The sequence below is a fragment of the Vibrio sp. 10N.222.49.A3 genome, from assembly GCF_041475145.1.
Classification (GTDB): Bacteria; Pseudomonadota; Gammaproteobacteria; order Enterobacterales; family Vibrionaceae; genus Vibrio; species Vibrio tasmaniensis_A.
Map to the genome: position 1 here is coordinate 1 of NZ_JBFRVM010000262.1, position 16,019 is coordinate 16,019.

Below are 16,019 nucleotides of genomic sequence, written 5' to 3' on the forward strand. Positions count from 1 at the left end.
AAACGATCGGCATTATACCCTTAGGTAGCCGTTTTTGTTTGTCGATTTCACATCATTGATGTTTCACGTGGAACATCAGCCAAGATGTTATACCAAACTGGATAAGTAGGTGATCAGATAATTGCGCAGGAAAAATCGCTTAGAGCAAGGCATAGATTGCAGCTAGCTAGTTGGCCTACCTACAAAATCTATAACGATGCTATCAGCGATTTTAACTAGCAAGAATGTCCAGATACTTATTTAGATTGGTATTAGTTAGCCTGAGTAAGCGCTATGCCAATCTCGCCATACCGGGTCGAAGCCTCTTTGACGAATCAGAGCCTCAACATCAGCCGCACTTCGTTCATCACTTATCTCAAACTGCTCAAGCTCTTCCTCACTCGAAGCATAACCGCCCGGTTGAGTTTTTGATGCGGCAGACATGCTAGTGATACCTAATGGCAACACGTTATCGCGGAACGTTGCAGACTCACGAGTCGAAAGAGACAACTCCACCTCAGGGTTTAATAGTCGATATGCGCAGATAAGTTGCACCAACTGCTTATCACTCATAACAGACTTAGGCTGCAAACCACCCTCGCACGGACGAAGACGCGGGAATGAAATTGAATAGCGAGTCTGCCAATAAGTGCGCTCTAGGTAATCTAAGTGAGCAGCAACAAAAAAGCAGTCGGTTCGCCAATCTTCCAAACCAATCAAGGCACCAATCCCTATCTTATCGATCCCCGCCTTTGCCAAGCGATCAGGGGTTTCAAGACGATATTCAAAATCCATTTTATTACCACGTAGATGATGCTCAGCGTAGGTCCTTGGTTGATAGGTCTCTTGATAAACCATCACCGCATCTAAACCGAGCGTTTTAAGTTCTGCGTAATCTTGTTGGTCAAGCGGCTGCACTTCCATCGCGAGGTAGTTGAATTGCTTTTTGATATTCGGCAACACCTGTCGAAAGTAATTCATCCCGACCTTAGTTTCATGTTCACCGGTGACCAACAAAACGCTATCGAACTTCATCTTTTTGATGGCCGCACTTTCGGCATCAATTTCATCCAAAGTAAGTGTTCGACGCTTAATGCGGTTCTCCATTGAGAAACCACAATACGTGCACGCATTCGCGCATAAATTTGAGAGGTACAAAGGAATATAAAGCGACATCGTATTGCCAAATCGCTTACGAGTTAGCGCCAACGATTGTTGTGCCATCTGCTCTAAGTAAGGTTCTGCCGCCGGAGAGATCAGAGCCTTAAAGTCTTCTAAGTCACGTTTGGGTTTACTCAGAGCACGTTCAACATCCGCTGCCGTTTTACTGAAGATAGACATACCAATGTCATCCCAGTTGAGCTGTTTAAATCGATCAACAAACGTCATAGCACTGCTACTCGTCTAGGAATGAAGTTAACGGGCTTGAAGCAACCGCGTGAGATACTTTTCCTGCAAGTCCAGCAAGGTAAGCCATACGCCCCGCTTCAACTGCCAACTTAAACGCAATTGCCATTTCAACCGGCTGTTGAGAAGCAGCAATTGCGGTATTCACTAACACTGCGTCTGCGCCCATTTCCATTGCACGTGCAGCATGTGATGGCGCGCCAATGCCCGCATCAACAATCACAGGGACATTCGCTTGGTCGATAATGATCTCTAAGAAGTCTGCAGACGCAATACCCTTATTTGAACCAATAGGCGCACCCAACGGCATAACTGCCGCACAACCTACCTCTTCCAAACGCTTACACAAAACAGGGTCGGCATGGCAATAAGGCAACACAACAAAGCCATCTTTGACCAGTTGCTCAGCAGCTTTAAGCGTTTCAATTGGGTCCGGCATCAAGTACTTTGGATCTGGGTGAATTTCCAGTTTAAGCCAATTTGTGCCTAGCGCTTCACGAGCCAAGTGGGCAGCAAAGATGGCGTCTTTTGCATTCTTAGCACCTGATGTATTCGGTAGTAAGTTCACGCCAGCATCAATGATGGGTTGTAAAATGTCGTCTTGCTCAGAGCGAATATCAACCCTCTTCAACGCCATGGTTGCCAGTTGAGAACCGGAAGCTTCGATAGCACTCGCCATCAAGTGCTTATTGGCGAACTTACCAGTTCCAGTGAAGAGTCGAGATTGAAACGTTTTATCTGCGATAGTTAGCATGGTTAGCCTCCTGCAATGGCTTGGAAAAGAGAAATAGCGTCGCCTTCATTAACGACCGTTTGTTGCCACTGACTACGCGGGACAACCGCATTATTGATTGCAAATACACAACCTAGATCAGGTAATGATAGAACTTGGATAATGTCCGCTAGAGACGAAGAGTGTGCTACTTGTTCTGATTGTTCGTTTATCGAGATCGTTATATGACTCATTGGATTTCTTCTTCTAAATGCTTAACTACAGAAGCGCTGCACACAGGACATTCACTATCTTGAGTGACCATAAGGTTTTGCCAATTCATCGTCTGGCCATCGAACAGTTTGAGTTGGTGTGTTGCGACCTGAAACTCACCACGAGTTAGACGTTGAATAGCAGCCAAAGCTTGAAGGTTACCTATGGTGCCAACAACTGGGCCTATGATGCCGCTATCGCTACAACGCGTCGTTTGTGGATGCTGTCTGAACGGGAACAAGCAGTGATAGCACCCTTTCTGATTCTGATAATCAAATACAATAAACTGGCCTTTCCAGCCAATTGCAGAACCAGAAATCAAAGGGGTCTTCGTGCTGAAACATGCTTGGTTAACCTGCTGGCGTGACTCGAAGTTGTCAGTACAATCCAACACTAGGTCAGCTAGCATCACTTCAAGCTCAAGCTGACTTTCACTCATTCGTTGATTGATGGTTCTTACTTGGCTGCGACCATTGAGCTCACTCAATTGTTGCTTCAACGCTTCAACCTTAGGCGAACCTAACTGATTTTCCCTGAACGCGACTTGTCGTTGCAGGTTCGATGAATCGACACAATCATCATCGACCAGCACGATCTTTCCAACACCAGAAGCAGCTAGGTAGAGAGCCGCAGCATTACCTAAGCCACCACAGCCGATGACCAACACATGGCTATCTAGTAGATTGCGTTGCCCTTGCTCGCCCACTTCAGGAAGTGCGAGTTGTCGTTGATAACGAATGAATTCGAAATCACTCAACATGACTTAGCTCCTGAGTTACCTCATTAACAGCACTTGTAGAACTGTCGGCCATTAATGCTTCGAAGAACTCGATCACTTGTTTTGGGTCTTCGGCTAACGTAATCGCACGCACAACAGCAAGGCTCGACACCCCACACCTCCACACCTGTGCAGCAGTCGACTGGTCAATTCCACCAATAGCGACCGTCGGGTAACCGGTGAGTTGATCTGTGTATGGGATAGTATCGATCAGCTGTTGATACAGAGATAAACGAACTAAACCCTGAGGTTTCGATGGCATCTGTTTAGTTGTTGTTGGGAAGATATGTCCCAGCGCAATATAGCTTGGGTTGATTTGAACAATGCGCAGCAACTCGTAGTAGCCATGAGTCGAGAGACCTATCTTAATACCTGCTTGGCTCAACTGTGAGAGGTTTGATTCTTCAATATCCTCTTGCCCCAAATGAACACCAAACGCGTCATGCTTGAGTGCAAGCTGCCAGTAATCATTGATAAAAACCTGAGCGTTATGCTCTCGACCAAGCTCGATTGATCGCGCGACTTGTTGTTCAAAGTCCGCTTGCTGCGGGTTTTTAATACGCAGTTGAACAGTGTTGATTCCAAGCTTGAGCAACCTTTCGATCCACTCAACATCATCAACCACAGGGTATAAACCCAGACTATTCTTTCTCAGCTCAGGAAAAGAAAGTACTGTCCCTTGATTAGCCCAACCAACGCTTATATTCAATCGTTGATCTTCAAGAGTTGGAATTGGAAAGTTTTGGTAATGTGCTGGCCATGTTCCACGTGAAACATTGGACGATGCGCGAGCTAAAACCAATGCGTCCTCTAATGGGAATTCCAGTGCCAACAAAGTAAGCAACCAAGCAAAGTGGCCGTGATTATCTAACTCCTGATGAGCTGTAGTTTCACTCTTGATAGCACGATTAGCATCCCGGTGTGACCAGATATCCAGTACAGCTGAATCATCTGAGACACCGACATAGATGGTATTCGGAGTTTGTGTAAAGGCGTCACAAACGTCAGTTAGCGCGACTGAATTACTGTAATCAACAACATGGTTCAGTTCCGCCAACTGACACTTCGCCAATGAATCAACATCATGAGCGAAGCCAATAGATAACGCATGCTGAGTGTCAACGATAGAGAAGTATTGAGTTGGGCTTACACCCAACTCAACTGCATCGGTTGCCAAGCCTTGTCGCTTAGCAACCAATAGACAGTTCTGCACCTCTCCCGTTAACTCAATATTTTGAGATGGGATGAGTATCTTCACTGTCATTATTCCTCTAATTGAGCTTCTTTTGCACCTACTGCAGGGTGGTAAAGTTCAGACCCAGTATCACGGAACTCTTGTGATTTCTGGCGCATCCCTTCCAACGGGTTATCTAGCATCTTAATCTCGATAGCCTGATCCGCGGCTACTTGTTCTGTATCTTTCGCATACTCTCGGACTTCCTGAGAGATCTTCATCGAGCAGAATTTAGGTCCACACATTGAGCAGAAGTGAGCAACCTTACCGGATTCTTGTGGCAGAGTTTCATCATGGAAAGAACGGGCTGTTTCAGGGTCTAAAGCTAGATTAAATTGGTCTTCCCAACGGAATTCAAAACGTGCTTTAGATAATGCATTATCTCGGATTTGTGCGCCTGGGTGCCCTTTCGCAAGGTCAGCAGCGTGTGCAGCAAGCTTGTATGTAATCAGGCCGGTCTTCACATCTTCTTTATTTGGTAGACCTAAATGCTCTTTAGGTGTGACATAACAGAGCATCGCACAGCCGTACCAACCAATCATGGCCGCCCCAATACCAGAGGTAATATGGTCGTAACCAGGGGCAATATCTGTCGTCAATGGGCCTAAAGTATAAAAAGGCGCTTCATGGCAGTGTTCTAACTGCTCGTCCATGTTCTCTTTAATTAGGTGCATTGGCACATGTCCAGGGCCTTCAATGATCACCTGAACGTCGTATTCCCAAGCCACTTTAGTCAACTCACCTAGAGTACGTAACTCCGAGAATTGGGCCTCATCATTGGCATCTGCAATTGAGCCCGGGCGTAAACCGTCACCTAATGACAGAGCAACATCGTACTTCGCACAGATCTCACAGATCTCGCGGAAGTGAGTATAGAGGAAACTTTCTTGGTGATGAGCAAGACACCATTTCGCGATAATAGAACCACCACGAGAAACAATGCCGGTCACACGTTTAGCCGTCATAGGAACGTAGCGAAGCAACAAACCAGCGTGGATAGTGAAGTAATCAACACCCTGCTCGGCTTGTTCAATCAAAGTATCGCGCATCACTTCCCAGTTAAGATCTTCCGCAACGCCATTCACTTTTTCAAGGGCTTGATACATAGGAACCGTACCGATTGGTACTGGGCTATTACGCAGGATCCACTCACGAGTCTCGTGAATATTACGCCCTGTGGAAAGGTCCATTACGGTATCGCCACCCCAACGGGTCGACCATACTAACTTCTCAACTTCTTCTTCAATCGAAGAGCTTACTGAAGAGTTGCCGATATTAGCGTTCACCTTCACTAAGAAGTTACGACCAATAATCATCGGTTCTGATTCTGGGTGGTTGATGTTTGAAGGGATAATAGCTCGACCTTCAGCAACCTCTTTACGCACGAACTCAGGAGTAATTTCTTTCGGCAGGTTTGCGCCAAAGTTATGGCCAGGATGTTGGTGGTTAAGCTGCTCATCAGCAAACTTCTGACGTCCCATGTTCTCACGTATAGCAATGTACTCCATCTCAGGAGTGATAATCCCCTGACGAGCATAGTGCAGCTGAGTAACACATTGATCGCCAGTCGCGCGACGAATTCTAGGTAGGTTGCCGTAACGAAGGTCGTCTAGAGTTTCATCTTCTAAACGTTCTTTAGTGTAAACAGAGCTTACATCGTCTAACAGTTCCGTATCACCACGCTCATCAATCCATTGCTCACGCAACTTAGGAAGGCCACTATACAGGTCTATTTGATGTGTCGGGTCAGTATAAACACCTGAGGTATCGTAAACTTGAATGGGTACATTAGGTTCGAATACAGGCTCTTTTTTGCTACCACCGACAAGGCTATCAGCGAGTGATATTTCTCGTACAGGGACTTGAATATCTTCTCGAGATCCTTGGATATAAGCTTTTTTTGAATTTGGATAAGGTTGTACGGATAAAGAATCGATGAAATTCTTCGCTTCCAGTCTTGCTTGTTTACGACTCGACATAGCATTTTTCCTTGGCTTTTAGCCATTATTTATAGGGATAAAAATGCTTGACGGATTAGATGCTACAAGAGGGATCACGGTAAGAAATACAGTTGTGATCTGGAGATAGATCTATAGAGGGATTCTAGTTAGATATCTACTCTTGTTCCCTTCGCAGGTATTAGCCTGATCAGGTTCAACGGATCCCGAGTTAACGGTCTCAGCCATATGGCACTCCGACAAGTTCGATCGAGTATATAAAAACGGCTTGGATAAACCAAGCCGAGTTGTTAACAAATCGTAAGAAAGTTTTAAGACTTTATCAAAAGTTGGAAGCCGATCCATGCTGCTGAGATGCTGAGAACCACGTTGAGTAACACATTGAGTCCCATCTTAAAGAAAGCACCCTGCTGCATAAGAAGCACGTTATCCATCGAAAATGTAGAAAATGTAGTCAGTGCTCCAAGGAAACCAAGACCGATAATTTGTCTCCATGGTTCTGTCGCAACCATCTCATTCTCAAACGCTGCGATGAGTAAGCCCATAATTAAAGAGCCAATCACGTTAACAGTTAGCGTACCATAAGGAAAACCACGCCCTAGCATCACCACACATAACTCTGAAATCAAATAGCGCGAACAAGCACCAAATGCGCCACCAATGGCAATAAAACCTAAAATAGATAACTGACCCATGAATCCTCCCAAACAATAATCCCTATATTCTAGCTTTAACGCCGATAAAAGCGAGGGTAGAAACTAAGAATGCATGCGCAAATATTAAACGTTACAGGTGTCACTTAACTTCGATATATCCCATTAAACCCGTTTTCATGTGTTCTATAACATGACAGTGATACATCCAACGTCCTGGGTTGTCGGCAACAAATGCAGCTTTAGCTCGACCATTCTTTCCAAGTAACACAGTATCGGTATGGAAAGGTTCTTCAATTTTTTTACCATCAAGTTCCAATACAGTGAATGTATGACCATGAATATGAATCGGGTGATGATATTGAGTGACGTTCTTAAGATCGAATATGTAAGTCTTACCTAGCTCTAAAGTCGCCAACGGCTCAGGGATATTGTCTTTGCTCATCCCCTCCCACGCTCGTTTATTAGTAAGCCAAAATTTAGGCATCGATTTACCATCTTCAGATACAGGTGAAACCGCACCCTCCCACTCGAACACGAAATCGATCTCTTCAGCATTAGCAAGATCTAGGTTAGGAACTGTATTCAATGGTAATAATGGTAACACTCGCTCTTGAGAAAATGCTGAATCTACGACTTCAAGTTCACACAAAGAAAAAGGGAAACGCCCCTTCATTTGGAGAACGTTAACTCGCTCACCAGCTTTAGGAGCGATCAGTCCGATATCAACACGCATCCCTGGACCAATTTTATGTTGAGTCAGTTTGTAAGGCGTTTTCACAGGGTTACCATCGATGGCAATCACCCAAGCCTCAGCCCCTTCGATAGCAATAGGATAAGTGATCGTATTATCGACATTAGCAATACGCAGTCTAGTCGCGGCATACTGCTTCAACTGATATACGGGTTCATGAACTCCATTAACACTACTCCACTCACCAGGAGTGCCCATACGAGCACTGAGTCGAGGAATCATTAAGTCTTTCCATTGACCCTGCTTGTCGATATGCCAATGTTTAAGCATCAATGCGTGTTCTTCGTCAAACTGCACGGGAGTGCTTTCTTCTACGATAATAAGGCCAACTAAACCCATACCAAGTTGTTTAACGCTATTCATATGTGGGTGATACCAAAATGTGCCAGCATCTGGCGGCGTAAACTCATAAATGAATGTTTCACCTGGCATAATCGGTGGCTGACTTAAGAAGGGAACACCGTCCATTTCGATAGGGATTCTTAAGCCATGCCAATGGATAGTCGTCGGCTCTGATAGCTTATTCGTAAAACGAATTGTGACCTTTTCACCCTGTCGACATCGAATCGTCGGAGCTGGGATCTGCCCATTAAAGGCTAAGACATTGGTATCAAATCCCGCGACTAACTCAGCTGTTGAAGGTTCAGCAGTTAAGTCATAAACATACTTACCTTGCCCATCAACAGACTGCTTCATAGAACAAGCGGGCAAAACAGTTAGTGCAGATATAGCGAGAGATGATTGAATAAACTTACGACGGGAAATATCCATATTTGGTGCCTTTTAGTAATAACGACCAAAATGTAACAAAATATTGAGAACAATTCTCATAAAGAAGTGGGGATTGTGCTGTTGATTGTTTATAAAAGAGACTGGGATAAGTGAGCACTTACCTTTCTAAGCCCAGGTTTTATTAAAAGTAGGAATTATCGACTAAAAATCGAACTAGTATACAGCAAAAAAGCCCCAGCATTTCTGTTGAGGCATTGATATGGCAGGTTGGAGGTTTAGACTCCCAACACGCGCTGTTTTGGTAAGCCGGAGAATCCGCGGCTTTGCTAATCGCGTATATTAGATTCAGAAAGCAAAAAGGCTCTAGCATTTCTGCTAGAGCCTTAAATATGGCAGGGGTGGAGAGATTCGAACTCCCAACACGCGGATTTGGAATATAATATTTCGCTGCATTAAAGACACAATCAAACAACTAACCTGACTATGTTGGCATGTCTCATATGGGAATTACGCAAGCGAATAGACTGCAATACGCTCACCACGGAATGTTATTTACAAATAGTATCGAGAACCACTGACCAACTAACACCACGTCTAAACTTCGAGCTAAATTTCCGACTATGTCTTTAGCAATGGATACATTGTAGCCATTCAACCAGCGATTAGTGGGACTGCCCTGCCATTATCAGGGTTTAACATTCAGTAAATAACTTAAAGTATCTTAGGGTCGCTTTCACAGACAACGCCTAAAGTATGGCGATGATACTCTTTGTTACGCGATTATATCTCTGTCGATATACTCGCAACTCTTCAAGACAATACAGCTTGTTGATATAAAGGCATAATTTGTTGATAAGCCTCGTCGTAAAGATTCGTTTTTAACAAGCTATATTTTTCAATCATAGTCAGTGTTTTAAATTCATCTGTTGCCTTCTCAAAAGAAACTGAACCAATAATTAGTTGACTATTAGTTGAAAGACCGTCGATACATAAATCGAAAAGCTTTTTCGCTGTATGTGGGTCAGGGTCTTGCTGTTTAGGCGAATCGATTACCACAGGAAGCATTGGGTTTGTTGATTTATCTTCTATCGTTTTAAGAAGAGCATAGTGATAAGCCAATATAGCTCTTGGAGCACGGCTACCTGTTTCGCTCTTCGAGATCGGACCGTATTGAAGAATAGTGCCAACTTTCGGATCTTTAATACCTAACTCAGTTTGTGCCAATTTTAATGACTCTTTGAATTTGTCATTAATTTCTTTGGAGCGCTTTTTATCATCGAACTTTGCAATCTCTTCGGATAGCTCAGTTCTAGCGACATCTAATTCACCTATTTTCTGTAGCAACTCATTAATCTGCTCATCGAAAGTGAACTCAACCTGCTTACTTGCTTGTGATTTAATAACGTCTTGAAGAGTCAAGTGCTCTTTTACTTCCTGAAGCATACCTTTCAACTCAGAGCTTAATTTTTGAGCATTTTTCAAATCTTCTTTGATACTTGTAATTTTCTCATCATATACTGACTTTTGCTCATACAATTCGGGGACGATTTGTAAAAGCTTATCTCTATTTTCAAGTACCGCATATTTGGCTTCTAAACCTGCCGATGGCGATAGAGAATCGATGTTATTTTCATCAAGCTGTCTTTTTGATTCTTCTATCTCAGCTACTAATTCATCTCGCAAAGATAAGACTTCAATTAGCTTGATTCTGTATTCTGTTTCTTCCTGATGCAAGTCTTGACACTTACGAAGGAACCGCTCTAATAATTCTTCATAATATTCAACATCAACATCAAAAAGTACTCTTCCAAATGATTCTTCGAAACGCTTCTTTGCAGCTTCTAGAGCTTTTAATGTTGCTCTGATTTCTTCGAGGTCGATATCAATTAAATTAATCTTTCCTTGAAGCTTATAATATTCCTTGGGCTTTACACCTGTATGGAAGTTTAAGATGTTTTTCTGCCAATCTTTGTACATTGCCAAGCTACTGAATGAATCTAAAATCTTCCCCCAGCCACTATCTTGATCAATATAAAAAGGAAGGTAAAGACTTGCTGGCTGTGCTTGCCCTTGAACCAAGTTACTCTTAGTAACAAGCTCTAAGTTGAAATCAAAGATATCTCTTACAGCTAATGCAATGTCTGTACGTGAATTAGAGGTGACTAAGTGTTTCTGTCCTTCAGTGATATCAAATATGGAAATACGTTTTTCGTGTCGAACAAAAGCATAATCACGATCATTAACACAAATAACCACTTTTGAAATGAAGTTATCATCCTTCCACTTTTTATCTAGACGAACATCAGCACCTAATGTGTGATATAAGCTCTTGATAAAGCTAGATTTACCTGTGTCGTTCTCACCCGTAATTATATTTATATCTGGTGAGAATTCGAAGAAGAACCCTTTCTTATCACGAAGTGATAATATATGAACACTTTTGAAGTAGATGCTTTTCATATCTCACCTCCCTCTAATAGCTTCTGGATTATTGAATAAACAACGATACATTCTTTCTTCCCTTGCTTTAGAGCCAATGTATAGTCCGGACAAAGTGCATCAATTTTTTGCATGGTTTCAATTACGTATAGTTTTAAATCCGAATGGATCTTAACCTCGTCGTAAAGGCTAACGGCATATTCTAAATATACAGTCGACGGATTCTTTGTATTTCGATTAAGGTCCATACAGAGTTGTGAGAACATTGCTTTTAGCGGAATGAGCTGGAAAGGTGTCTTACCGAGATCACTAAATACAGTTTTCGTCATTTCCCAATCAGGCTTCATGCTGTTGCTTGCATTCAACGAATCAAGAACACCGTTAAATGCTTGGGATGAAAAACCTTTTCGAGAAATAAGGTCTGCAAAATCAATGATATCTGCTGACTTTATCTTAGATTTGTCTCGGCATTCTCGTTCAAGTAAAGACGCTAATACATTAATACTCAAGTTAGAGCTATCCCCGAACTTCTTGCTAAGGAAGTCGCACAGCTTACCTTTTAAATGTGTAATATGATCCTCTAGGCTCAGTGAGGATTGAACAAAACTCATCACAGAAAGATCAATGCTAGCATCATCAAGTTTTACTTGTTCTTTCAATGCTTGTTTAAAGCTAGTCTTATATTCATCCTTTACCTCATCCGCACTAAACGAAGATTTACCGCCGTTCTGTTCGCACAAGTTAAATGAAGCATTAGTAACAAACATTAACTTAGGCGAATAATCAGAAAAATTCTTATGGTGAATGAATAATTTACCAACGATAGATACTGGCTTTTTCTTCGTGCTACTACTAAGAGAAGATGCAGTCCAATGCGACTCTCTGGTTTTTACCTGCGCAAAAATAAGATCTTTTGGGGAAACTTCATCATCTAGAATAAGAACATCATCATGATACTCGAAGATAAACACGTAGTTCTTTCCATCCAGTTCATATTCCAGCATTTGAGATAACGCCCAGCAAGTCTGATAATCAAATCCACGTTGAGCAACCTCACCACCTCTTTCAGACTGCGGAAGACTAATCAAAGCTTCAGCTAAACCCATACTCTCCCTTATGCATTGCTAAATGGACTAACATAATCACATTACTTATCCGATTGAATGCAAATTGTAGCATGGGAAGTATATCTAATAACTGACTTTTACTCTTAAGGCTATGTTCTAATTCAAACTTTTAAATGTTAAAGATTGGCATAATAGAAAAGCTAAAGGTAGGCAGTGATCAAAGAATCAATTAACCGCCTCTTTTATCAGCACAGCTAACGAACTAAGTGAATAGCTAGTATCAAATACTAACATAACTAACTGATTTACATAATTTAACCCGTCAATTTCACCACATGTCTTTAGCAATGTATCCATTGCCGTGTTTCCAATAACTATCATTAGAACCATCCCAACAACGAAACCTCCTGTACATCACCAGAGAATGACAGCAATCGTTCTACTCACTGCTACCACCAGTTCTGAAATAGAAAGCCAGACCCCTTTCGGAATCTGGCTCTGTAAGTGTTACGTGATACTACGCTACTAGTTTTCAGTATGTTCTCGGTTGTACCCTTCCAGCATGGAAACTGCCTCACCAACCTCGTCAGGGTGGAAAATCAATGTCATATCGACCATTGGGTACTTACGCACTAACCATGATAGGAGTGGCAACATACGAGGCGTTACAGGCAGTTTAGATTCCAGTAGCTTACGTCCCTTCGAATTCGCTAAATCTTGTTTAGTGATACCTTCAATACCGTCAGCTTCAAACATAGCGACCATCTTATCGTAATGACCTCGTGGAGCGCGTTTTGGAGCCTCTGGTAGCCCCCATTTACCTTGAGTGATAGCTCGTAACATCTGTACCTTGAAAATGCCCTCTGAGCCATCTTCTAGGTATTTAACACCAGTTCCCTTGAGATAACTACGAACCTTATAGAAGTCCATCCAATTGTCCCAATCTTCCATTGTCTTAAGGCAGTTGTTTACACGCCACTCGTCGAAGTAAGTACGAGCATCTAAACCCTCATCAACGGTATTCCATGGAACCGTATCGAACGATAAATGTTCTACCATTTCACCGCTTTTAGGGTGACGAACTTCCACCATACGAGGGTTTACAGGACGACGCTTAAAGTCATATTCGAGGTTAAGTGTCTGTTCGGTATGGATAGAGACAAGATCCATCTCTTTTAACCATTGGTCACGTGCTGATGCTAAATGTTTACGTGCGACCTTCTGGCCAGGATAACGATCTAAGAACAGCTCAACCATCCACTCATTTTCATCTACGCCTTTCGGTGCTTTTATCCCTGCTTTAGCACATACCGGTTTTGTATCACCCAATTCAGCAGTCAATTGTCCACGAGTCTTCATAGAGATAATCTGTTTAGCATGGTGCTTTAGTTGCATCATGTCTTCGCCACTGACTTCGGTACAGATCTGCTGGAACCGACGCGCTAATGGACCATCTAAGCATTGCTCTAATTGCTCTTCTGTAGCATTGCAAAGCCAGCCGTCGGTGGTCGCTGAAATTATCTTTATATCATCCCCGTAACGCTCACAAAGCTTGCCGATAACCTCAAGCATGGTAGCGCGAACATAAGACGTACAATAAGCCCCGTAGTGTGCGTTAGTCACTGGTGAATATGGGATGTTCTTACTCAATCCTGTAGCAAGATCGAATCCTTTGGAATTGTTACAACCTTGTAAAGTTTTGCCAAAAAGTGAGTTGCCTACCAACTTCCAAAGCCCACTGTACAGCTCATTCCCTGCTTTCTTGTACTTGGAACGTTGCTTACGAATGATAGTGGTGAAGTCCTTATACATAGATGTAGAACCCTCAACCCAAGGGATTACCATTCCATGCAAAATCTCAATTTCACACCCAATATCATGTGCCAGTTGAAGCTCAGGCGACGTTACATAAGTTTCCCCTTCCATCGGATAATAGATGCCACGGAGATCGGTTCGACAAGGCATGACAGGAAATCGGATACCGTCTGGGTGTTTAAAGCGAACATACGCAAAGCCCATGGTATCACCTAGATAGTCTTCAATATTCTTAGATTCGAAGGTGTTAGGGTAATCGGCTTTTTTGGAATTTACTAAGCTGGTCGTGTAAGCACCACTCAAATCATAATCAAAATAGTCACCTTTTTCAGATACCCCAAAGTAAGCTCCGAAATTACACCCACCGAACAAGGCTGAAACGGCAAGGTTATCGGTGTACTCTCGACTAACCGTTTTCGATATATCGTATGTGTTGCGAATAGCATTACTTTTTGCATGATAATACTGTTTTTTACGAGTCTCATATCCTAAAAAGTCATGCATAGCGGCTGTACTACCACACGTATGTCGGAACAACGACACACCAAGATTGCCTAATGTCGAAGGCAAGCTATTCAGCTCCAGACCAATATCTTCACGAAGGTCAACCAATGCGAACTTCTGCATCCGTAAACCATATTCCAAGGCAATATCCGCATCGCGAACCGCATACCGATTAAACAGACTAGTATCCTTACAATACAGGTCATCCATTCGCTCTATCATGTTGTCTGGTAGCGTCATTTTGGGGAAACCGCACTGCAATCCTAGCTCCTCAAGTGATGCCTTGCTACTCAACAAAGTTGTATCAATGAAGCGAAGCTTAGTTTCAAAAGCGTTGTTCGATGAAGAGTAGAACTTAGTGTTTTCTATTTTGTATTTACTGCGCCCGATGGAGTCCAGAGCGATACCGTAAGCACCGCGCCCAGAGGTTACTGTACCTTGAACGACTGTTAGCGAGTTTTTATGGTTCTTGTTATTTTTACCGATGTTCCAAAACTCCTCGAAAGAAGCAATATCGGCACGAAGAAAATGAGCATAGATAAAAGTCTGCTCAGGCCATTCTTCGATGAAACCACGTGCTTTAGCTTTTATCAGTAATTCTTGGATGAATTTGTCAAAGCCGATCTTGTAACCTTTCTTGGTAAGCTGCTTACGCTTATCCATTTCATCTTCTTTCGACAGACCTTGATCACGACACTGCTTAATCAGTTTCGCCATGTCGGTATGTTTCACGCCGCTAAACGACTTATCACCAATGCGAACACTGTAGGAGTAGCAAAGAATATCGTTCTTACCCGTCTCATGATTAAAGACCCACTCAGAGTCTATCGATATATGGATAGCTTTACCCTTACCACGCATTGCCGCCCATGGAGCAGATTTAATCCCCTCTAAGTATTGATTAATACGTTTATCTATTTCCTTTTTAGCTTCCTCACGTCCTCGCAGCTCAGCTTCGAACTTGCTAACTTGATCATCCAAAAGCAATGATTTGGTATCGAAGAATGTGGACTGCAGGAAGTCTTCTAATTCGTGCTCAGTTTCGCGCATCAATTGATATGTTGTTTTTAGGGCTGTTTCTAACGTTTTCATCTTTATTTATCCATTCGTTAAGATAAAAAAGACGAAGTACATCCATGACCGGACACACTTCGTCGGTTATCGGATATAGAAAGATTGGTAATAAAGAGGTGCTCGGAGATGAGACTAGTTTAGAAAAGGCTGGTATAGAATGGTGCGCACGAAGGCAGTGGTTTGCTAGACCGTATTACAGCGATATTATTCTTACTTAAACTTCGCTGTGCGAGCCCATGACTTAACAAACTTGATTAGTTGCACATAACCAATGGTATCGACACCTTTCTTTTCAACGTTGTTATTCATACAGGTACGCACATACTTCATTAAATAAGCAGATTGCTGCATTGTTCCATGTTCATCTTCGCAACTCTCGATACAGTGAGCGAGTAGCCCCCCCATAGTTTTACTATTCCCTCGTGGGCAGTCTTCACCACATTTTTTGATCATTTCGATTAAGTCTTTCAGTTTTAGAGTGTTCATATCATTTACCTGCTTACGATTAGTGAGTGGATAGAATTTCATTTAGATCTGGTTGTACAAACTTACCCGCTTCATAAGAAACCAGCGCATCATGCAATGCATCAGCTACCTTCTCGCGGATTTCCGATTGGGAGATAGTGATCTGCACCAGAAG

At 42.7% G+C, this 16,019-nt stretch carries 12 protein-coding genes and 1 riboswitch; all 12 genes read right to left on the minus strand.

Translation table 11 applies throughout. The annotated features are described in order from the left end of the window. Positions 1-255: 255 nt before the first annotated feature. Positions 256-1,368, minus strand: coding sequence for a 2-iminoacetate synthase ThiH (gene thiH / locus AB4589_RS24765; RefSeq protein ID WP_372101896.1), 1,113 nt, complete (start codon positions 1,366-1,368; stop codon positions 256-258). Between the two features lie 7 nt (positions 1,369-1,375). Beyond that, a complete protein-coding gene (locus AB4589_RS24770; protein ID WP_012605073.1) occupies positions 1,376-2,140 on the minus strand; it encodes a thiazole synthase in 765 nt (254 codons plus the stop codon). Between the two features lie 2 nt (positions 2,141-2,142). Further along, complete coding sequence (thiS, locus tag AB4589_RS24775; RefSeq protein WP_012605074.1) at positions 2,143-2,352, minus strand: sulfur carrier protein ThiS; 210 nt, start codon at positions 2,350-2,352, stop codon at positions 2,143-2,145. Further along, a complete protein-coding gene (locus AB4589_RS24780) occupies positions 2,349-3,131 on the minus strand; it encodes a ThiF family adenylyltransferase (RefSeq protein WP_372101897.1) in 783 nt (260 codons plus the stop codon). Before AB4589_RS24780 ends, thiS begins: the two co-directional genes overlap by 4 nt. Further along, positions 3,121-4,413 (minus strand): thiamine phosphate synthase, encoded by a 1,293-nt coding sequence (locus AB4589_RS24785; RefSeq protein WP_372101898.1) that lies wholly within the window; start codon positions 4,411-4,413, stop codon positions 3,121-3,123. Before AB4589_RS24785 ends, AB4589_RS24780 begins: the two co-directional genes overlap by 11 nt. Then, positions 4,413-6,362, minus strand: coding sequence for a phosphomethylpyrimidine synthase ThiC (gene thiC / locus AB4589_RS24790; protein ID WP_017103336.1), 1,950 nt, complete (start codon positions 6,360-6,362; stop codon positions 4,413-4,415). The genes AB4589_RS24785 and thiC overlap by 1 nt, the downstream gene beginning before the upstream one ends. Positions 6,363-6,491: 129 nt before the next feature. Next, positions 6,492-6,590: riboswitch (TPP riboswitch) on the minus strand. A gap of 62 nt (positions 6,591-6,652) precedes the next feature. Beyond that, positions 6,653-7,036, minus strand: a complete 384-nt coding sequence (gene crcB / locus AB4589_RS24795) for a fluoride efflux transporter CrcB (protein ID WP_004736665.1) — start codon at positions 7,034-7,036, stop codon at positions 6,653-6,655. Between the two features lie 100 nt (positions 7,037-7,136). Further along, on the minus strand, positions 7,137-8,519 hold the full coding sequence (locus tag AB4589_RS24800) for a multicopper oxidase family protein (protein ID WP_372101899.1): 1,383 nt from the start codon (positions 8,517-8,519) through the stop codon (positions 7,137-7,139). Positions 8,520-9,290: 771 nt separating this feature from the next. Then, positions 9,291-10,940 carry an ATP-binding protein gene (locus AB4589_RS24805; RefSeq protein ID WP_017084388.1) on the minus strand — a complete coding sequence of 550 codons (1,650 nt, stop codon included), beginning with the start codon at positions 10,938-10,940 and terminating at the stop codon, positions 9,291-9,293. Continuing rightward, entirely contained in the window at positions 10,937-12,025 is a 1,089-nt protein-coding gene (locus AB4589_RS24810; protein WP_372101900.1) for a DUF4297 domain-containing protein, read from the minus strand. The genes AB4589_RS24805 and AB4589_RS24810 overlap by 4 nt, the downstream gene beginning before the upstream one ends. A 486-nt stretch (positions 12,026-12,511) precedes the next feature. Beyond that, on the minus strand, positions 12,512-15,397 hold the full coding sequence (locus AB4589_RS24815; RefSeq protein WP_372101901.1) for a DNA polymerase: 2,886 nt from the start codon (positions 15,395-15,397) through the stop codon (positions 12,512-12,514). A gap of 192 nt (positions 15,398-15,589) precedes the next feature. Then, positions 15,590-15,865: a hypothetical protein gene (locus AB4589_RS24820; protein WP_017084385.1), complete on the minus strand. Its 276-nt coding sequence runs from the start codon at positions 15,863-15,865 to the stop codon at positions 15,590-15,592. Between the last annotated feature and the right edge of the window lie 154 nt (positions 15,866-16,019).

Bases quoted from the DNA above. Each gene is read 5' to 3' on its own strand.
- thiH (WP_372101896.1), bottom strand. From the start codon at position 1,368: ATGACGTTTGTTGATCGATTTAAACAGCTCAACTGGGATGACATTGGT.
- AB4589_RS24770 (WP_012605073.1), bottom strand. From the start codon at position 2,140: ATGCTAACTATCGCAGATAAAACGTTTCAATCTCGACTCTTCACTGGA.
- thiS (WP_012605074.1), bottom strand. From the start codon at position 2,352: ATGAGTCATATAACGATCTCGATAAACGAACAATCAGAACAAGTAGCA.
- AB4589_RS24780 (WP_372101897.1), bottom strand. From the start codon at position 3,131: ATGTTGAGTGATTTCGAATTCATTCGTTATCAACGACAACTCGCACTT.
- AB4589_RS24785 (WP_372101898.1), bottom strand. From the start codon at position 4,413: ATGACAGTGAAGATACTCATCCCATCTCAAAATATTGAGTTAACGGGA.
- thiC (WP_017103336.1), bottom strand. From the start codon at position 6,362: ATGTCGAGTCGTAAACAAGCAAGACTGGAAGCGAAGAATTTCATCGAT.
- crcB (WP_004736665.1), bottom strand. From the start codon at position 7,036: ATGGGTCAGTTATCTATTTTAGGTTTTATTGCCATTGGTGGCGCATTT.
- AB4589_RS24800 (WP_372101899.1), bottom strand. From the start codon at position 8,519: ATGGATATTTCCCGTCGTAAGTTTATTCAATCATCTCTCGCTATATCT.
- AB4589_RS24805 (WP_017084388.1), bottom strand. From the start codon at position 10,940: ATGAAAAGCATCTACTTCAAAAGTGTTCATATATTATCACTTCGTGAT.
- AB4589_RS24810 (WP_372101900.1), bottom strand. From the start codon at position 12,025: ATGGGTTTAGCTGAAGCTTTGATTAGTCTTCCGCAGTCTGAAAGAGGT.
- AB4589_RS24815 (WP_372101901.1), bottom strand. From the start codon at position 15,397: ATGAAAACGTTAGAAACAGCCCTAAAAACAACATATCAATTGATGCGC.
- AB4589_RS24820 (WP_017084385.1), bottom strand. From the start codon at position 15,865: ATGAACACTCTAAAACTGAAAGACTTAATCGAAATGATCAAAAAATGT.